20 protein-coding genes are annotated in these 18474 nt (G+C 47.5%); 4 read left to right on the top strand and 16 right to left on the bottom strand.

The genetic code is table 11. The annotated features are described in order from the left end of the window. The 12 genes from mobL to H9X86_RS09545 all read right to left on the bottom strand — a co-directional run. A partial coding sequence (gene mobL / locus H9X86_RS09595; protein ID WP_243416914.1) for a relaxase MobL occupies positions 1-229 on the bottom strand: 229 nt, incomplete at its 3' end. After that, positions 217-636 carry a hypothetical protein gene (locus H9X86_RS09590; protein ID WP_204901311.1) on the bottom strand — a complete coding sequence of 140 codons (420 nt, stop codon included), beginning with the start codon at positions 634-636 and terminating at the stop codon, positions 217-219. The genes H9X86_RS09590 and mobL, both read right to left, overlap by 13 nt. Positions 637-928: 292 nt before the next feature. Beyond that, complete coding sequence (locus H9X86_RS09585; protein WP_204901310.1) at positions 929-1345, bottom strand: helix-turn-helix domain-containing protein; 417 nt, start codon at positions 1343-1345, stop codon at positions 929-931. Continuing rightward, positions 1342-1551 carry a helix-turn-helix transcriptional regulator gene (locus H9X86_RS09580; RefSeq protein WP_204901309.1) on the bottom strand — a complete coding sequence of 70 codons (210 nt, stop codon included), beginning with the start codon at positions 1549-1551 and terminating at the stop codon, positions 1342-1344. The genes H9X86_RS09585 and H9X86_RS09580 overlap by 4 nt, the downstream gene beginning before the upstream one ends. Continuing rightward, positions 1538-1897: a hypothetical protein gene (locus H9X86_RS09575; RefSeq protein ID WP_204901308.1), complete on the bottom strand. Its 360-nt coding sequence runs from the start codon at positions 1895-1897 to the stop codon at positions 1538-1540. Before H9X86_RS09575 ends, H9X86_RS09580 begins: the two co-directional genes overlap by 14 nt. Before the next feature lie 147 nt (positions 1898-2044). Continuing rightward, complete coding sequence (locus H9X86_RS09570; RefSeq protein WP_204901307.1) at positions 2045-2389, bottom strand: sigma-70 family RNA polymerase sigma factor; 345 nt, start codon at positions 2387-2389, stop codon at positions 2045-2047. Positions 2390-2727: 338 nt separating this feature from the next. Next, entirely contained in the window at positions 2728-5712 is a 2985-nt protein-coding gene (locus H9X86_RS09565) for a type III restriction-modification system endonuclease (protein ID WP_204901306.1), read from the bottom strand. After that, positions 5709-6038, bottom strand: a complete 330-nt coding sequence (locus H9X86_RS09560; RefSeq protein ID WP_204901305.1) for a hypothetical protein — start codon at positions 6036-6038, stop codon at positions 5709-5711. The genes H9X86_RS09565 and H9X86_RS09560 overlap by 4 nt, the downstream gene beginning before the upstream one ends. A gap of 66 nt (positions 6039-6104) precedes the next feature. Continuing rightward, positions 6105-6227: a hypothetical protein gene (locus H9X86_RS12750; protein ID WP_275962539.1), complete on the bottom strand. Its 123-nt coding sequence runs from the start codon at positions 6225-6227 to the stop codon at positions 6105-6107. A gap of 8 nt (positions 6228-6235) precedes the next feature. Then, positions 6236-8104 (bottom strand): site-specific DNA-methyltransferase, encoded by a 1869-nt coding sequence (locus H9X86_RS09555; RefSeq protein ID WP_204901304.1) that lies wholly within the window; start codon positions 8102-8104, stop codon positions 6236-6238. 68 nt (positions 8105-8172) lie between these two features. Further along, complete coding sequence (locus H9X86_RS09550; protein ID WP_204901303.1) at positions 8173-8868, bottom strand: hypothetical protein; 696 nt, start codon at positions 8866-8868, stop codon at positions 8173-8175. Positions 8869-9043: 175 nt separating this feature from the next. Next, a complete protein-coding gene (locus tag H9X86_RS09545; RefSeq protein ID WP_204901302.1) occupies positions 9044-9445 on the bottom strand; it encodes a hypothetical protein in 402 nt (133 codons plus the stop codon). Positions 9446-9636: 191 nt separating this feature from the next. On the opposite strand from H9X86_RS09545, the gene H9X86_RS09540 reads away from it, so the two are divergent. Together H9X86_RS09540 and H9X86_RS09535 are read left to right on the top strand one after the other, a co-directional pair. Continuing rightward, positions 9637-11391: an IS1634 family transposase gene (locus H9X86_RS09540; protein ID WP_243416912.1), complete on the top strand. Its 1755-nt coding sequence runs from the start codon at positions 9637-9639 to the stop codon at positions 11389-11391. After that, entirely contained in the window at positions 11360-11572 is a 213-nt protein-coding gene (locus H9X86_RS09535; RefSeq protein WP_204901301.1) for a DUF4315 family protein, read from the top strand. Before H9X86_RS09540 ends, H9X86_RS09535 begins: the two co-directional genes overlap by 32 nt. On the opposite strand, the gene H9X86_RS09530 is transcribed toward H9X86_RS09535, so the two are convergent. The 4 genes from H9X86_RS09530 to H9X86_RS09515 are packed head-to-tail and all read right to left on the bottom strand — an operon-like array spanning position 11550 to position 15992. Then, entirely contained in the window at positions 11550-11831 is a 282-nt protein-coding gene (locus H9X86_RS09530; protein WP_204901300.1) for a hypothetical protein, read from the bottom strand. The genes H9X86_RS09535 and H9X86_RS09530 overlap by 23 nt on opposite strands. Next, positions 11828-12529, bottom strand: coding sequence for a DUF4391 domain-containing protein (locus tag H9X86_RS09525; RefSeq protein WP_204901299.1), 702 nt, complete (start codon positions 12527-12529; stop codon positions 11828-11830). The genes H9X86_RS09530 and H9X86_RS09525 overlap by 4 nt, the downstream gene beginning before the upstream one ends. Positions 12530-12546: 17 nt before the next feature. Next, a complete protein-coding gene (locus H9X86_RS09520) occupies positions 12547-15813 on the bottom strand; it encodes a helicase-related protein (RefSeq protein ID WP_204901298.1) in 3267 nt (1088 codons plus the stop codon). Further along, positions 15810-15992 carry a helix-turn-helix domain-containing protein gene (locus H9X86_RS09515; protein ID WP_204901297.1) on the bottom strand — a complete coding sequence of 61 codons (183 nt, stop codon included), beginning with the start codon at positions 15990-15992 and terminating at the stop codon, positions 15810-15812. Before H9X86_RS09515 ends, H9X86_RS09520 begins: the two co-directional genes overlap by 4 nt. A 190-nt stretch (positions 15993-16182) precedes the next feature. On the opposite strand from H9X86_RS09515, the gene H9X86_RS09510 reads away from it, so the two are divergent. Then, positions 16183-16872, top strand: a complete 690-nt coding sequence (locus H9X86_RS09510) for a hypothetical protein (RefSeq protein ID WP_204901296.1) — start codon at positions 16183-16185, stop codon at positions 16870-16872. A gap of 65 nt (positions 16873-16937) precedes the next feature. Further along, a complete protein-coding gene (locus H9X86_RS09505; RefSeq protein WP_204901295.1) occupies positions 16938-17669 on the top strand; it encodes a hypothetical protein in 732 nt (243 codons plus the stop codon). Positions 17670-18474 lie beyond the last annotated feature (805 nt).

The raw sequence follows: 18474 nt of genomic DNA, 5'->3' as shown, positions 1-18474 counted from the left end.
CGTTGGCCTTGGTGGGATGCTGGGTGTAGTCTCCGTACTCCAGCAGCTCTTTCACTCCAGGGAAGTCTTTGGACAGTTTTGTGATCAGCTGCTCCTGCTTGCGTGTGGGCGGACGGTCATCCGGTAGGATCTCCACCCGTTCCCGTGTGGCAATGTACTTCATGTAACCAGTTGCACCTTGGCTGCCACCACATTTGATGTATGGGCTTTTGACAATCAGTCTTGCCATTCGTCATCACTCCTGTTGGCGTCACGCACCTTCTCCTCCAGTCGCAGCCGTCCGTTGGTGCGCTTCACATTGGCAACGCTGTTGGAGCGCTGTCGCTCCAGGTATTCTTCACCCAGCTGAACACAGTCCACCAGGGTACTCAGCCCCATGTCTAGCTCCACTGCCTGCTTGAAGAGCAGAGAGGAGATGCGACTCTCCAGTTGATCCAGTCTGCCGTCCAGATAGGATTGAACCGAGGTGGGGAGAAACAATCCGGCGTTGTTGGCGCTCAGATAATCCAGGTAGAAGTCGATGGCGTTTTCAATGAAGGCGGTGATGCTTCGGCTGCCATCCTCCGCATGCCGCCGTTCCAGGAGTGCCTTTTTCTCTGGTGTGAGATAGAGAGGAAACTTTTCTTTTTTTCTCATATTCCGTCCTTTCTGGGTGTTGACCCCAGTATTTTTGTTATGGGAGTAAGGGTTTCGGGATAACGACCGCAGAATTTCCGTACCTCTCCGGGGTTGACCTCATGTTTCAAACCCCGGAAACCCTTGAAACTGCCCGCACTGCGGGCAGTTGTGACTGGCCAGGTGACACCAGGCCTTTATCCTGCCTTTTCCTTCGTCCTCCGCAGAGTCCTCGAAAGTGGCCCAAATTCGCTCGAAATCCCCCAGGTGGGGCAGGAGTCTTCCCCTGCCCTGCAATCGGCCACACAGCCCCTCACAGCGGCGTACACAGTGCTTCTTGGGCCTGCTGCTCCTGGAGCTTCTGCAGTCGCAGCCGCTCTGTTTCCTGTCCCAGCTCCACCAACTTCTGCTGGTAGTGCTGATCAATCACTTCCAATGGAGGCAGTACTGTGTACAACAAATTCCCGTTTCGTGTCACGCCTTTCCTAGTTGTAACCTTGGTGGGTTCCGTGGTGATCATGCCACGCTCCACCAACATCTGCACATACTTGCTCACTGTGTTCTCACTCATCTGCACTGCACTTCCGATGTTCTTATAGCTGGGCCAGCACTGATGTGTCTTCTGATCCTCGCACCGGCGGAGATAGCTGTACACCGACAGCTCACCTGAGCACAGCCCCAAGACAAAGATGTCATTAGGCAGAGAGAAAAAATTTCCCTGGTACTTCATCTTCCACCTCCCGTGCGTTCCATCACCCACTGGATGAACTGTTCCTTGGGTACCACCATGCGGTTGCCAATGCGCAGCATGGGGAAGCCCGGTTCGTGCATCAACTCGTACCCGCTGGACGCTGACACGCCCAGCACCTTTGCCACGGTTTCCGAGTTGAGAAACAGCGGCAGTTCGTCGTAGCTCTGATACTCAGATTTCTTCATTCCATTCCTCCTCACATTCGCCGGGATGGAGTAGCTGCAGAAATTCCTCTACGCTGCTGACCACCCCAGCCCGTTTCATTTGTCGGTACCGGAGCATATCACAGGTGGTTCGGAAATTCACCTCGGCACACTCCAGCAGTTTGTCCATTGCCACCATTTGCTGATGGAGGTTGAGAGATGTGGGCTTGTCTGGAGACATGAGATAGGCTTGCACCTGATCTGCATCCGGCAGATCCTCGCCCAGCACCTTTTTCATCCCATCCAGAACATACTCCAACGTCTCCCGCTCACATTTGATTTCCATAAGTCTATACAAAGCATCGTGGTTTATCTTGCATTCTTCCAAGGTTTACACTCCTTTGGCAATTTTATTAGGGCGTATCCCACTGCGGCCTCCAGTGGAGTTTTGCAACGCAAAAACTTTGCCCTCACTTATAAGGACACTGACAGCCAGTTTGTAAACCAGAAAAATAAAAAAAGTTGAGGGGCCCTGTCATGTGACAGAGCTCCTCAACGTTTCGTGGAGTTTTTTCAGTCGCTTTGATACCGCCATTTTGGACACGCCATAGATCTTCCCGATCTCCTCCATGGTCAGATTCCTGCCATAACGAAGTTCGATAAGATCCCGGCTCTGATCGCCCAGGTCATCAACGGCCTTCCGCAGATTTTCAAGCCGGAGGTTCCAGAGCACGGCATTCTCCACGGGACGCCTGACACAGTCCGAACAAGACAGCACCGTTTCAAACTCACTTTTACTCAGATGCCTTTGGTCCCGTTTTTTCTCTGCCTGTTCCCGCTTCCGATCCTGCTCCAGGAAGTCTGCGACCTCCTTTGGCACTGATACTGGCTCCCCATTATAGATGATAACGACAGTGTCGTTCATTTGTGTCCTTTCCGCTTTCCACGGAAAGATACACACCCGCGCTGCCGGCACAGCGCCAAATACTGAAGACCTTCATGGAAGTTTCCTTCGTACAGGGGTGGTTATGGATGCCCTACGAGGCCCATGAACGTCTGAGGTCACACAGGGGTGTGGACCTCACCGGAAAGCTGCGAGTTTTGGCTTTCGCCTATGCTTATTGTAGTACGAATGTTCGATTCTGTCAACACCTACAAAGGGAGAAGGTCGAGGCACACGATGTACCTCGACCTTTTTTGTTTTCAGCGGCGTAATTTTTAGTTTATTTGCTCTGTGAAGCTCTGGAAGTTATTCGCTCTCATGAACTTTGCTTCATTTCCCAACGCCTCAAAATGTTTTTCACCGCAGCGGATCTTGGCCAGTTCTGTGGGACGCAGACTTTCTTCCTCCACACTTCCCTTGGTCTCCACCACAAAGTAGAGCTTGTGCTGTCCATCATCCTCCACAACAACCGCCCAGTCAGGATTATAGCTTCCCAGCGGTGTGGGCACTTTGAACCAATCCGGCAGTTTCGCATACACCTTCACATTCTCGTTGTTTTCCAGCTGCTCTGCAAAGCCACGCTCCACATCGCTGTCGTAGACCACATAATCGTAGACAGAACGACGGCTCTCAAACATATTGCGCTCCAGGTAGCCAGTCAGCTCCTGGGTGTCAAACAACTCCTGTGCGTAGAATTCGGTGTCTCCCAGTTTGGTGTACTTAATGCCATCGACAATGAACAGGCGCATGGTTGATGTGATGATCTTCGCCACTTCTTCCATATACGTCTGGGGGTTCTTTTTGAACAGATCTAGCGTCTTGCTCTCAGTGAGGATCTTTACGATGGTTCTGCGGGTCAGGCCAGTTCGATTTTGCAGGTATGTGATGATGTCGGGCAACTGTTCCTTTCCATCCGTTGTCATAACAGAGAGCCGCTGGGTTTCCGTGGTATCTACGCCGCCCTCCGATACCTGCACCTTTGCCTTGGTGTACATCAGTTTGGCAGCACCCACATTCAGATTCAGTTGCATCTTCTCGCAGCACTGTTCCACTAGTTTCTCGGAATCAAACTCCACATGATATGTAGTCTTGTATTTAATCCGATCCCAGAGTTCTTTGAAGTCCTCACTCAAGAAACGCTCTTTGTTCAGGTGTACTGTCCGTTTGGCATTTGCCGGCTTGATATTCAGTCCTCCAGCTGCCTTTTTGCATACAGCTGCAATGGCATTTTTATGCTCCACAAGCTCTGCCGGAACCTGCAGCGCATTGTTTTTCAGGGCTTTTCTCAAGTCATCCGTTACCTCATCCTTGTCATTGAGATAGCCACAAGCCTTAAACGCTTGGTATACCTGTTCGGACTTCTCGGCACCCAAATATACTGTGGAGCCATCCGACTGTCGAACAGGGATATTGGCGAAGCTGTGGCTTTCCAATACACCGAAACGGATTCCCTCCTCTTCCTCGTACTCCTTTTGCAGGGACGCCACAAACTTCTCATAGCTCTCATTTGCCATGACTGTCAGTGTGTTGATAGCAAAACCATGCTGCCGTTCACCCTTCTGGTTGACACACAGACGCAGGCCACGCCCAATCTCCTGTCGCTTCTTAACCTCGCTCTTGGTCTCGTTCAGCGTACAAATCTGGAACACGTTGGGATTGTCCCAACCTTCCCGTAGGGCAGAGTGAGAGAAAATGAACCGGAGCTTGCTGTCAAAGGATAACAGCTTCTCTTTCTCCCGCATGATCAGGTTGTAGGCCGATTCATCCACAGCAGTGGCACCGCTGGTATCTTTCCACTCTCTGTCAGAATTTGTTCCCTTCTTATCACCAGAGAAATAGCCTCCATGCACCTCTTGGGGCAACGTGTCCAGGTCTATGTCCTGGAACAGCGTCCGGTACTTGGGCCGCTGGATCAGCTCCCGGTAGTTCTTCTCAAACATATCAGCGTAGATACCGTTGTGGCGCACGCCGTCAGCGTCGTAATAGCGGTAGTTGGACACCTTGTCAATGAAGAACAGACTCAACACCTTGATACCACGGTGATTCAGAGCCAGCTCCTTGTTCAGGTGCTCCTCAATGGTCTTGCGAATCTGCTGCTCCTTAATGGCCCGGTCATCAATGTCCCCCACTGCCTCGCCAATTCTTAAAATCTCCGGTTTGGTGGTAAAGCAGACATATTCGTTGCCCTTCTCACAGTAAATATCTTCAACGATATATCCCCTGTATATCTCTCGGTTTCCCAGTTTACTCTCAGATAGCTCATCCCCCTGGCGGACCGTCACTGCCTTGCGCTTGATGGTACCCTTAACCTCGCAATCCAGCTCGATTTTGGCCGTGATGGGGGATTTCTTATTGTCCACCGACAGCAGCTTCATGTACGGCTTGTTGTGGTAGTCCACACTTTCAAAGCTGGCCACCTCGATCTGCTTCACCAGTTCCAGGTCAAAGGCATCCACAGCATCCAGCTTGTACACCAGGTTGTGCTTCTCCACATGGGTGGCGGAATAACGCAGGGTACACAGAGCATTCAGGGAAGCCATAGCCTTCTTGGAAGCCGACGCTCCTTTGCCCTCCACGCTCTGGGGCTCGTCCACAATGACGATGGGGTTCGTCTCCTGGATCAGGCTGATGGGACGCATCCCGTTAAGTTTATCAATGGCCCGGTGGATGATGTTGGCCTTGTTTTCCTTCTCTGGGTCGTCAAAACTCTTGCGGAAGGCAGCAATGTTGATGACCATGATGGAGATGTTGTCATTGACGGCAAAAGAGCGCACTTCTTCCGGATTTTTACCGTCATAGATGTAGGTATCATAGATCACGTTATTGTAAATGCCCTTGAAATGTTCTTTGGTAATCTCCAGGGACTTGGCCACGCCCTCTTTGATGGCAATGCTGGGCACCACAATGATAAATTTGGTAAAGCCATACGCCTTATTCAGTTCAAAGATGGTGCGCAGATAGACGTAAGTCTTGCCGGTGCCGGTCTCCATCTCAACATCAAAGTCGTAGGCACCCTTTTTCAGCGTCTTGGTCTGGGGCAGACCGTTGCGCAGCTGCACCGCCTGGAGATTTTCCAAAATCTCATCCTCTAACAGTTCCAGTTTGTTTGCAATACCGTTATCTGTGGTGATCTGACCTGCACCGTCCTCCATGGTCACGGTAAATGCACTCCGTTTTGGCGTCTGACCACGGAAGAGATCCACCACAGCGGAAACCGCCTGCTCCTGGTAGTGGAGGTTGGCGTCAAATTGTAGTTTCATTTGGTGGTCACCTCATACTTGTAAATTCTCAACAACTGTTTCACTCTGGTTTCGTTTTCTATGGTATTAGCAAGTCGCCTGTCAAAATGAGTATTATATGGCACCATCATGCTATTTGACAAACCAATCAAGTGCGCAGATGCATCATAAAGGTCACCTTTAGAGGGAATACCAAATTTACACCAAGACAGCGTTTCTATGAAGGCCCGCAATTCAGATGCAAGCATTCGCAACTCTTCGGATGCAGTTTTGTAGTCATCCGGCAATTTATTATCGTGATCCGCAATATCAACCGGATTATGATAATAGCATGCATACATGGTCAATGATTTTGACACTTTCCCACGGAGTTTCTTGTAATTTTGCAAGGGTGTCAGCCAAATCTCTTTCAGTCACTCACTGATAGCAAATACCAACACACCAGAAAAAACGGTAACAAAGATTGTTAGACCATAGTCTGGAAAACCCGTTTTATCTGCTTGTTCCACAACCACTCGAATGATTTCATCTTCCATTGCTCACCTCACACCGTTGTAAAGGCATCCTCTTCCAAACCAGCAGTTTTGAGGATCTCCTTGATGTTGACCTTGGCGCTGTCGTCCGCAAAGCCGTTGTCCTTGAACACCACACGCCAGGTCTCGGGAGCCAGTTCCTTGTATAGTGCCGCCATGCCCTCGGCCACCTCTGTGGTGATATGGTCGTCCAGGCAAATCATGAGAGCGCCCATGCCGATCTCATAGACATTCTTACCGCCAATGGTGTGGGTCTCCAGGGGCCAGGTAAGCTCCATGCCCATTTTCAGCATGATTTCATAGACTACATCCAGCTCACTGCGGCCATCCACATAGTTGCTGATGCTGTCAAAGAAGGTTGCTTCCAAGTTTTCATAGTCCGGTTGCCACTGTTTCAGGTTAGAGCTGTCCAACTTGAACACCTTGAAGCCGATGTCCGGGACTTTCCTGGGCTCCTCGCCGATCTTCAACTGGGCGTTCTGCTCCTCGACTTCATCCTTAATCAACTCCCCTGTGCGACGTATACGTTCCTTCCCTATCTCACAGATGTTTTTATAACCTGCCTTAGCTGCTTCAGTATCCTCATCACACAGTTCCGGAAGTTGAACCATAATGAATTTACGTTCACCGCCATCTTCAGCATTGAGTTGCATCACTGCGTGAGCCGTAGTAGCCGATCCAGAAAAAAAGTCCAAAACATAGTCATTTTCCCCCAAAGCAACACCGATTAAGTATTTCATTAAATTTATGGGTTTGGGATTATCAAATTTGACCTGTGGTATAAGTTTCTTCAGAAAAACTGTTGTACTTTGAGCATCGAAGACTCCAAAATAGCTTTTTATCGCCTTATTCTCATTGGTTAGTTCATACATGAATTCTTTCTGCTTGGGGAGAGTTTCTTTCCATAGAATTCTGCCCTCGCTTATCATTTTCCCAAGGGATTCTTTGGAAAATGCCCATGTATTTGTATACTGCTTCCCAGTGGACGGATCGACAATAGTAAAGGCATCTTCTATTGGTTTTGTGGTACTCTTAATATTTGATTCTCTCCATGGACCTCTGGGGTCATTATCAGGATTCTTAAACCCATCAGCTGATTCCGAACGTTTTTCTCCCACGAATTTGAATTCACTTGTTTTCTGGAATACCACAATGTACTCATGGACATTAACCATCATATTTGCAGGAGGGACTCCTTTTGCTGAAGACTTTTTATTCCAAACTATTGAGTCAACATAATTTTCTTCACCGAAAATCTCATTCATTATGCTTAGAAGATTTGACAATTCATGCTCATCAATACTTACAAAAATCGCTCCATCACGTGATAGCAAGTTTTTTGCAAGTCGGAGTCTGGGGTACATCATATTTAACCAATCAGTGTGAAACCTCCCATTGGCTTCCGTATTTGGACTCAACGGTTTCCCGTCTCCGTCAACCTGTCCCGTTATCCGCTTATAATTCTTAATGCTGTCAGAGAAGTCATCAGGGTAGACAAAGTCACTACCCGTGTTGTAGGGCGGATCGATATAGATCATCTTGATCTTCCCGTGGTAACTCTTTTGTAGCAGCTTGAGTACTTCCAGATTGTCACCCTCTATGTAGAGGTTCTGGGTGTCGTCCCAGTTTTTGCTTTCCTTTTCCTCTGGGCAGGGCCGCAGAGTGCCAGTGGTGGGGGTCTGTGCCAGCCGCAGGGCCTTGCCCTTGCCGTTCCAAGTGAAGTTGTAGCGTTCCTTCTCGTCGTCCACATACTCCCCCAGCACCTGCTTGAGTTTGTCAAAGTCAATCTTTCCCTCCTCAAACACATCCGGGAAGATTTGCCGCAGCTGCTCTATATTCTCCGCCGCTAAATCCGGCGTTTTACCATCAAGTTTTGTCATTGGTGGTGGCCTCCTCTTCTAACAATCAATTTATTTCTAAAACGGACTCAGAAAATCAGGATTTCTCATCATGGTGTTACCTTCTGATTTCCATAAAAATGATAATGCTTTATTTCTGCTTTCAATTTATCCCTCGTAAAATCAGTAGAAAAATCCCCATACGTCTCAATATCATGACAACTGATGAATATTATCCTACATTTTGTTGATTCCACTTGACATCTACCTCTTGGCAAATGAATTTTCAAATATTTGCACTCTCCATTGGCTATTGTAACATGACTTACAAATACACCATCCTCGAATTGAATTAAAACTTTCTTTAGAAAAGCATCACTAAAATTTGTTGCTTTGATGCGAATATATGCTTCTGATTCAATATATTCTTCTTCCCCTTCGTGGGTTAGCTTTGACCATTTCTTTATTTCGTCCGTGAAGTTTTCTAAGAGAATATTGCAACTAAAATTCTTGATTGAAGCATTTTCTTCTAATTTCTGAAGCCTTTGATTTTGCCATACAGCAACAGCGCCCAGTGCTATTGTACCAATAAAGGCCAGCACAGACGCATAAAACCCCAATGCGTCACCAACCGTTAGACTGGTATTGATGACAACGCCAACATTATCTCCAATTAAATATGCGCCCCATATCAGAACTGGAATTACAAACAATAACACTGTTAGCCACCTAAACCCAAAGCTGTATGGTTCTTTTTTCGCTTTCTCCAGTACACTCTTGCATTTTTCCCTTATCTTTTCATTCATACAAGCAGCCCTTCTCCTGTTTTTCTCATGTTCAGCTCCACCTTCCGGCTGAACCGAGACGTCTACTTCAACCCTATTCGCAGAGATCAAAGTCGATTTTACCTATTCAAACGCATCCACGAATATCTGCCGCAACTGCTCTATATTCTCCGTCGCCATATCCGGCGTTTTACCATCAAGTTTTGTCATGTGACATCACTCCAAACGTCGTATTTATTTTAGATATAATTCTATCAAAGCGCTCACTATCCTTTTCTCTTAGCACATTTTTTACCTTTTTTTCAATGATTATTTTCAAGTATTTTTGTCGGTTAAATGGAGCATCTTCCAGATCACACGTATGGTGGTAAGGGAAAACATATATTTTTTCTATAATATCAAAAAGGGTTGATGAATTAATAAAATTGAACAGTTTAGATACTGTAAAAGAACCAGTAAATATTGCACTTTTGCTTCGAGCATCTATCAGCACATTTCCACTATGTATCTCCAGTTCGGAAAAAGACTGTTGTATGAATAGTAGTACGGACTCCCTTACAGCTTCTATATTCCATCCCCGCCCCTTAAATCTGTGCAATAGTGCGTATTTGCTCTCTTCTTGGTCCTCCTTAACACATCTATGCTAACTTTGCATGCGAGTTACACTAAAGTTCTGTTTTGAACGTAAAAAGTCGCTCAAAGCCTTATTTTACGCGATTTTTGCTTGCCAACCCTCCGATTTAATGATATAATTTTTGGTGTAACAGTTACACTAAAAGGAGGAACTGCATGTACTACAATTTCGTTGTCCAGATCCCCTCGGAAAAAGGGAAAATCCTGACCAAGGCTAAGGGCGGATCTTCCTATGTGCTCTTCCAGTACGGGGCAGAATATAAGCCTGATAAGAAGTATGCCATACCCAAAAGGACGATCATCGGGAAGGTTGATCCTTCCGATCCAACAAAGATGTTTCCTAACGAGAAGTTTCAGCAGTACTTTCCTGAAGCGATGCTTCCCGAAGAACTGCCTGAGACGTATAGAAGCTGTTGTCTCAGAATAGGTCCTTATGTGGTGATCCGTTATGTCCTGAACGAGTATAAGCTTCCAAAACTTCTGGAAAAATGGTTTCCTGAGGACTGTGGTCTTTTTATGGATCTTTTATCCTATCTTATAGTGGAAGAGGATAACGCCGGACAGCACTATCCTGACTATGCTTTTTGCCACCCTTTGTTCTCGGATGGTATGAGGATATACAGCGATTCAAAGGTATGCCGGTTCTTCTCTTCCGTCACTAAGGAACAGATGATAGGGTTTCTTGACGACTGGAATAAAAGAAGGAATCATAAGCAAAGGATATATATTTCATATGACTCCTCAAATAAAAACTGTAATGCCGGTGACATAGATCTCATAGAGTATGGCAAAGCAAAGGATAATAAGGGTATTCCTATCTTTAACCTTGCCATAGCCTTTGATAAGACCAACCGGGTGCCTCTGTTTTATGAGGAATATCCCGGCTCCATAACGGATGTCTCCCAGTTTGTGCATATGGTGGATAAGGTGACGGAGTATGGCTATAAAAAGGTAGGCTTCATACTTGACCGCGGTTACTTTAGCAAAGACAACATACGCTACATGGAGGAAGGCGGATATGCCTTCGTTATAATGGTAAAAGGCCGTAAAGCCCTGGTGTCGTCCCTTGTAGAAGAAAACCGCGGCACATTTGAAACTGAGCGCGACCATTCCATCAGAGCCTATCACGTCTACGGTAAGACTGTGAAAGCCAGGTTATATGAGGATGATACGCAGGACAGATACTTCCATATCTACTTCAATCCTTCCAAACATGCGGCTGAAAGGGAACGCCTGGAGCTTACGCTGGACAGATTTAAGATATATATGGACAAGCACATCGGAGATGTGGTTACCTCATCAAAGGCATGTCAGGAGTATTTTACCCTTAAGTATGACAAAGCAGGTCATCTTGTCGGCTACAGCGAGCGAAAAGACGTCATAAAGCGTGAACTGGATCTCTGCGGTTACTTTTGCATCGTCACCTCCGAGGAGATGACGGCCTCCCAGGCGCTTATCCACTACAAAGGCAGAGATGTTTCTGAAAAGCTCTTCAGCACGGACAAATCCTTTATCGGGTCCAAAAGCATGAGGGTCCAGACCACACAGGCCCTGTCAGCGAAGATATTTGTTGAGTTTATCGCCCTTATCGTTCGCAACAGGATGTATAACCTGCTCAAGGAGACCATGCTCAGGCTTGAAACAAAGCCAAACTACATGACCGTTCCCGCTGCTCTCAGAGAACTTGAGAAGATCGAGATGGTAAGGCGGGGCAATGGCCATTACCGCCTGGATCATGCCGTTACAAAAAAACAAAAAACGATACTTAGCGCATTCGGTCTGTCTGATACAGATGTCAAAAGCATAGCGATAGAAATAGGCAGTCAGTTATCAGGCAATCAAACACCTACAGACAAAGCGCCCGAGGAGGATGACGATTATGGCGAGGACACGTTCACTATCATCGATTGAGACTGAGATCTCAAAGGTAACAGCTGAACTTCAAAAGGCTCAGGAGAAGGTTGACGAGCTTACCCAAAGGCTGCTTGAACTCCAGAAACAGAAGCAGTCCATAGAGGCAAAACAGATCATGAATGCCTTCCGCAGGAGCGGTAAAAGTATGCAGGAGCTTATGACGTTTCTCGAAGTGTGAGGAGCGTCAGAAGACCTTTAGTGTAACTTTTTTGCAAAGTTAGCAATCTAAATTCGTAAATACTTGCTGGGAGCAAGTATTCATATTCAAATAACTGTATATTTTCATTTGCGTAGTTTTCGATAAATAAATTAGCATAAAATTGATCCATATCATACTCATCGAAAAAAATCGCACCTTGACTATTTGCCGCCCACTCATTCAGGTACTCAGAAATCTCTTTAGTTGATCTAAATTCACTCATTTTTATTTGTCTCACGCTATCATCTCCTCCAATTTCTTAATTCTCATATTCAGTTCCACCTTCCGGCTAAACTGGGTCTCCTTCTTCAGCTCCGCCCGGAGGGTGGCAATCTCCTTCTCCACCTGCTCCCGCTGGGCCAGGAGCTGCCGGGCCTCCTCGCCGGTCAGGTCTTCTGATACCTGCATCTTTTCCTGGGCGTTCTGGACGGAGAGCCTGTCCACCCAGTCGGTGTAGAAGTCAAAGAAGTTGGTAAAGCGCAGCTCCCGTATGTCCAGTGCTGTCCAGAAGGTGGCATCCTCGGGGTGCCAAGGGGTGGAGACAAATTCCTCCAGAGTGACCTTTTCCCGGTCGGACAGGTTGAGACGCTGGTGAGCCATCCAGACCTGCACCTGTTCCCCCAGCCGAAACACCAATAGCATGGGATATGGAATGGCCCGCATGACGATCTCTGCCAGCCGCCGCAATCCCTTCTCTGATGAAAGAGATACCTCCAGCACCTCTACCTCTGGGTAGTCCCGCACCTCGTCTGAATAGGGCTGAATGGGTATAAACTCGTTTTTCAGGCAGTATTTCCACGTGATCTTCTCCACGGCTTCTGAGAGCAGGGTTTTGTCCGCCTTGGATAGATCTGCGTTGTCGGAAAACATCTTTTTGGCCACAGTCTTGTCCACCAAGCAGGGGTGTGGGATATGCAGAGCGTCATAGAAGATCATAGTTCCGCCTCCATTCGTTATTTCAGCACCAGGAATGTAATAAGTTCAAAGTCTTCCAATCCATCATAGAATTCTTTTTGCAATGTCGTTCCGCCCCGGCTAAACAGGCTGGCCACGCCGATTTCCTGTTTCTTGCCGATGAGGTTCTCCACCGCCACATTGAGCAGCTTGGAATAGGCTGTCATCTTGCTGCCCTCTTTGGTCTCCTCATTGAATGCCTGCACCAGGTCGGTCAGCACCTCTCCCTGGCCGCTGCACAGCTTCTTGTAGTAGTCCAGAATCTGCTTGGCATGGAGGAAAGACAATTTCACCTGCCCGTCCTGGGTGACATAGAGCAGATAATAGGGGAACAGGGCGTTCTGCTCTCTGGTCTGCTCCCGTCCCTTGATCTGTCGCAGGGTAAAGATCACGCCGGGAGACACCGTATCTCGCAGTTCCTCCGGGATCTGAGCCACGGCATACAGGCCGGTGGGGGCCTCGTCCAGCTCTTTGCGGTGGGTCTTCATGTACTCCATCAGGTCCGTCTTGAAGTCGTTGAAGGTGAGGTCGGTGATGGAGATACCGCCGGAAATGTCCTCCAGATCTACCACCTCATTTTGCAGGCGCTGGAGCTGTTTTTTTCGATACTCCAGGTCTTTCATTTCACTTCCAGACTGATCGATGACATTTTCCTCGCCAGTGGAGGACACATCCAACAGCACCATGCGTCCCCGTACCCGCTGGGCCAGGTTGATGTACTCGTCCAGATCCTGCATGGGCCAGAAGTTTACCAGCTGGATGCACTCGTTGGCAGAGCCGATGCGGTCAATTCGGCCAAAACGCTGGATGATCCGCACCGGGTTCCAGTGGATGTCATAGTTGATAAGATAGTCGCAGTCCTGAAGGTTCTGGCCTTCCGAGATACAGTCTGTGGCAACGAGCACATCGATATGGTCGTTCATCTCCAGGAATATCTTGTCACATTCCTTGGAGCGTGGGGAGAACAGTGTCAGAACTGTGTTCAAATCAGAGAGCTTGATCCGGGTTTTCATAGCCTTGGGGATGGGCAGCGTAGAGCGGTTATCTCCGGTACCAGTGACCAGGGCGGTATAAATTCCCTGGCTCTGGAGCCGATGGGCCAGATGGTCGTAGAGGTAATTGGCCGTATCCGCAAAGGCGGTGAAGATGATAATCTTCCGGTTTCCTGGATTGATGGGATGTTGGATTTTCTTCTGAATCAACTCCCAGAGGGTTTGCAGTTTCATATCCCGCTCCGGGGTAACTACCTTCACCTCATTCAGGATAGCCTGGAGCTGTTCCCGGTCACTCTCCAGATCCTCCTCCCATTTGATGAGATCCATGTCCTGGAGCAGCACCTTCACATTTTTGCCGTACATCAGGTCTTCCAGGGCATTGTCATCCAGGTCTACGTCCCCGATATTCAACTCGGGGTCATACACCAACATATTCTTTCGGATCAGGTCTAAAGTAGCTTCGATATTGTGCAGCAGTTTGGATACCGTCAGTTCAAAGGAATTGACGGAACTCTCCATGCGCTTGAGCATTCCCACCCGCATCAGATCAATGAGGTGGGTTTCACGGTCAGCCTGTTTGAAGACAGAGGTACCATCGCCCACTGCCACATCATACTTAGCCTCATATTCCTCCCGCTTCTCCGGCAGAACATAGCGCAGCGGAGAATAGATGCCCAGGGTGAGCCGCTTGATCATGCGGTTGACTTCACCGATGGGACGGAACTCCTGCTGCGTATCGATACCGGCATAGATGTTCTGCGGTGGCAGACGTTTGGGAAACTGGCCAATATCCGCCATATTGTAATACTTCTCGATATGCTTGCGGGAACGGGCAATGGTCACGGTATCCAGGAGCTTGAAGTAGTCAACATTCATCATCTCAACAAATGTGTCTGTGGTTCGCTGCTCATCCGGGAGCTGAGACCACTTGTTGAAGATGCCCTGCGCCTTCTTCAGGAGGATTTCCAGATTGGGGATACCCACTTCTGCAAAGGCATCGTTCCGGCCCTCGGTAATGAAGTAGATCTGGTTCTTAATGTCGTTCATACGGTTGTTTACCGGAGTGGCCGACAGGAGAAGAATTTTCGTTTTAACACCGGACTGAATGACATCCTGCATCAGGCGTTCGTAGCGTGTCACCTTGTTCTTGGAAGGGTTGTTGTTGCGGAAGTTGTGGCTCTCATCAATTACAACCAGATCATAATTGCCCCAGTTCACTGTGGCCAGATTGATGTCTCCGGTTTTGCCGCTGTATCGGCTCAAGTCCGTATGGTTGAGGACATCAAAGTTAAAGCGGTCTGCCGCCAAGATATTTCGGCTGTCGTTTTGGGTATAGATGCTCCAGTTCTCGTGGAGCTTTTTGGGGGCCAGCACCAGCACACGGTCGTTCCGCAACTCATAGTACTTGATAATCGCCAGCGCAGAGAAGGTCTTACCTAGACCGACGCTATCGGCGATGATACAACCATTGTACTTTTCAATTTTATCGATAGCACCCATGACACCATCTTTCTGAAACTGGTAGAGTTTGTTCCAGATCACGGTGTCCTTGATGCCGGTACGGGTCTTAAGAATATTGTCCTCTGTCAGCTCCCCGAGATACTGGTGGAACACATGATAGAGGGTAACAAAATAAATGAATTCCGGCGTGTTTTCTTTGTAGAGCCGCTGGATCTGCTCCAGCACACCTGCCTTCACATCTTCCACGGCAGTACCATCATTCCAGAGTTCATCAAACATTTTGAGAAAATGCTGGGTAAACTCACGGCCATACATACACATATTGCTGTCCACACGGTCAGAATGGGTCAGCCCCAGGCCATCCGTAGTAAAGTCAACCGTACCATTGATGCACACAGAGTCCTCGCCGTTGTCGATGTAAATCATGCGGGGCTGGGCAGAGTTTTTATTCCGAAACATTTTAATATCTGCTTTTGTCTCCAGCCATTTAGCGCACTCTTTTGCCACGGCAGCCTGGCACATCTCGTTGCGCAGTTTCATCTCATACACATTACCAGAGAAGGCTTGCCCGCCGTTTCGCTCAAGATAGTACTCACGGGTCTGCTCCTGCTCTCCCTTGATAAAAACTGGGTCGGTAAAAAGGAGGCGGATGCGATCCACTTTCATCAATTCTTTTTTCAGTTCCGCAAACGCGAAGATCGTAAAGTAGGCAGTCATCACGGATAGTTTGGAATCCTTGGTGATTTCCTGGCGCAGTTCCTCAGCCACTGTTCCGTTTTTCTTATTGTCTATCATTTTAGGCGGCTTCATTTCTCCACCTCATCTTTACAAAATCTCGGATCAAGGGGCTTTTTCGCATCCGGAGGCAACAGCCAAGTCTTTCCCGCTTTGACTGTTCCCGGAATTCTGCCCTGAGCACAGAGGAGGGCTACGCGGCGCGGAGAGATTCCCCACAACTCTGCAGCTTGTTTCGTTGTTAAAAACTCCATACAGCATCCCTCTACATTCCAAATTTCTACCAAATATTATATTCTGTTATCTGAATATAGACAAGATGATTTTTCATATATCAGAATAAAAAAATGATTGTCCCATAATCAGGACTATTCTCATCGGCAACACCCTTGATATGTGAGGTCATAACCGATACAATGACAGTATGAGAAAGGTGTCTTGCGTATGGCAACAATCCGATGTCCGCACTGCGGCAGGCCTGTCATGGTGCGGGGAAACCGTTGGGAGTGTGGCTGGTGCGGGGATTTTGGAAGTACTTCCTCTCTGTTCCCATCCGAACGAGCCAAGCTGGTTCCCGAGAAAAGCACACCAGAAATTACTTTGAGTTTTACCGTCTCTGTGGAGGACACTACGCCTCCGCCACGCCATTTTACCCGCACAGAACTGGTGGATATGGTGCGCCGCTGGGACTTCTCCGAAAACGAATGGGCCTGCCGGGATCTGCTGATTGCCGACTTCCCCGATGCTGTCCGGCGCTGGACTGCGGAGGAACTGGAGGATATGGACACCCAGGAGCTCCTATATGAAACCGGTGACAGTGACCCCCAGACCGCAGTTCAGATGATGAAGTTGCTGTTGGACACGGCAGAAAGTCACCTCCAGGAACCAGAGGTGGCCGAGCAACTATTGGGATGGGATATGTGCGATCTGTGTGGAAATCAGTTTGTCCAAGCTCCCCTTTTGAAACAACTCAAACACGATGACCGTCTGGCCCGGCAGCTATTTCAGAGCGCCTATGTAGGGGATGCTCAGGAAGATTTATTGGATGCGTGCGACTGGTTTGGGGAAGCAGAGCTGAAAAAGCATCTCTATTCTCTTTTGACTCAAAATCCCTATTTCGAAGGATTTGACTGACTTACAAATCGGATGGTTAGAAACACATACCGACACTTTTAATATCAAAACAACGAGGTGAATTTATGGATTGCTACAAAGAATGTATCGTCGCATTTATGGACATACTTGGGTTCAAAAATATCATTAACACAGGAGATTTTGAAGAAGTTCGGCAGATATTTTCCGCAATAACCTTAGCAATAGAGTCCAAAGGTGCCCTTAGCAAAGCGGTAGATCCTTCAGATCCCAAGGGCACTTCTCTGGTACGCTATAACAACATCTTACAGGAAGACATAAAAATTCACATCATGTCGGATAGCATTGTGGTGGCCTCCCCTTGTCAATCGCCACAGGCATTAGCAGCTGTTATCGAGGTTTGTATGATGATTCAACAAATGCTATTTGACCTTGAAACACCGATTTTTTTACGTGGCGCAATTACAAAAGGCAGTTTCTACACCGACGGCAATATGGCTTTTGGAAAAGCCTTGGTAGATGCGTACATTGCTCAAGAATACTACGCAGAGTTTCCTCGAATCATTTTGTCAGACGAGGTGCAACGTGGAATGGATAATACCATGCTTCAAGATAATGCTTTAATTAGAGATGAAGATGGATACTGGTACATCAATGTGCTGGAAAGTTTTATCAATTATCTTTTTTGGAATGGTCTTGAAAACAACCCCATGTACACAAAACTCAGGAACAAGGTTGATCAGCAATTGAGCGGTTACACCGATCCCAGTGTCCGAAAAAAATATCTCTGGCTGGAGAAAAAATTAAACGATATTGAGTTCAAAGCTTCTTGCTTTTAACAAGGGTGTACAAGCATTCAGGACAACGTGTGTTGTGAGCAAAGCAAAGTAAACTAGGACAAAGTTATATTAGTGCGGAAGTTCGTTTTCTTTTGTTTACAGTCCCTCAATCTCTGAGGCGTGTATGATGCAGAAATCACTTGCCCATCTCAGGTCACAGAGTTACAATACAGATAGCTAAGACATAAAAAACGCTCCTCTTCCCTGTCGGCGCAAAACACCGACAAAGGCTGGGGAGCGTTTCTGACCACAGTTTCCACCACACACACCCTCGGAACAAACGGAAAGCACGAGTTCAAAGAGTTCTGGAAACGAAGCACTTTAGAATAGAAACGATTCAAAAGTGTTCAAAATGATTAGAAAAAACTTTACATCCAGCTCCGCATCCGTAAGGTCGTCGGTTCGATCCCGATTAGGTCCACCATAAAAGCAAAACAGTATAGATGCCGTAGGCTGAAAGCCTACGGCATCAACTGTTTCCGGGTTTTTTCTTCTCAAAATTTCACCGAAAATTCCATAGATGTAAACTGCTGTTTCTCAGTAACCGAAGGGATTCGAACCCCCTTCTACCCTGAGATTTGCGTAGACATCCCCACTTAGCGCCCTTTTTGAAACCGACTTATTCAAAAAGGGCGCTAACTTTTTCAAAACAGAATACACAAAGTTTTAGGCGTCAATTTGTTGGTCGTGACCGATCATCAGATTGGCGCCTTTTTTCATTTCCAGCAAAATTCAAAAAGGGCGCTAAGCCCAAGGAGGTAATCAAAATGGATCGAGCAGTATTTTTTCAGGAGCTACGCAGAGT

This window comes from Pseudoflavonifractor capillosus, from assembly GCF_016902575.1.
Classification (GTDB): domain Bacteria; phylum Bacillota; class Clostridia; order Oscillospirales; family Oscillospiraceae; genus Enterenecus; species Enterenecus capillosus_A.
This window is presented reverse-complemented; position numbering and strand designations above follow the sequence as displayed.

Coding starts and splice junctions, on each gene's coding strand:
- H9X86_RS09535 (WP_204901301.1), top strand. CDS start 11,360: ATGGCGAGGACACGTTCACTATCATCGATTGAGACTGAGATCTCAAAG.
- H9X86_RS09515 (WP_204901297.1), bottom strand. CDS start 15,992: ATGGAGTTTTTAACAACGAAACAAGCTGCAGAGTTGTGGGGAATCTCT.
- H9X86_RS09540 (WP_243416912.1), top strand. CDS start 9,637: ATGTACTACAATTTCGTTGTCCAGATCCCCTCGGAAAAAGGGAAAATC.
- H9X86_RS09550 (WP_204901303.1), bottom strand. CDS start 8,868: ATGAATGAAAAGATAAGGGAAAAATGCAAGAGTGTACTGGAGAAAGCG.
- H9X86_RS09580 (WP_204901309.1), bottom strand. CDS start 1,551: ATGAAGAAATCTGAGTATCAGAGCTACGACGAACTGCCGCTGTTTCTC.
- H9X86_RS12750 (WP_275962539.1), bottom strand. CDS start 6,227: ATGGAAGATGAAATCATTCGAGTGGTTGTGGAACAAGCAGATAAAACG.
- H9X86_RS09555 (WP_204901304.1), bottom strand. CDS start 8,104: ATGACAAAACTTGATGGTAAAACGCCGGATTTAGCGGCGGAGAATATA.
- H9X86_RS09510 (WP_204901296.1), top strand. CDS start 16,183: ATGGCAACAATCCGATGTCCGCACTGCGGCAGGCCTGTCATGGTGCGG.
- H9X86_RS09525 (WP_204901299.1), bottom strand. CDS start 12,529: ATGATCTTCTATGACGCTCTGCATATCCCACACCCCTGCTTGGTGGAC.
- H9X86_RS09520 (WP_204901298.1), bottom strand. CDS start 15,813: ATGAAGCCGCCTAAAATGATAGACAATAAGAAAAACGGAACAGTGGCT.
- H9X86_RS09565 (WP_204901306.1), bottom strand. CDS start 5,712: ATGAAACTACAATTTGACGCCAACCTCCACTACCAGGAGCAGGCGGTT.
- H9X86_RS09585 (WP_204901310.1), bottom strand. CDS start 1,345: ATGAAGTACCAGGGAAATTTTTTCTCTCTGCCTAATGACATCTTTGTC.
- H9X86_RS09590 (WP_204901311.1), bottom strand. CDS start 636: ATGAGAAAAAAAGAAAAGTTTCCTCTCTATCTCACACCAGAGAAAAAG.
- H9X86_RS09505 (WP_204901295.1), top strand. CDS start 16,938: ATGGATTGCTACAAAGAATGTATCGTCGCATTTATGGACATACTTGGG.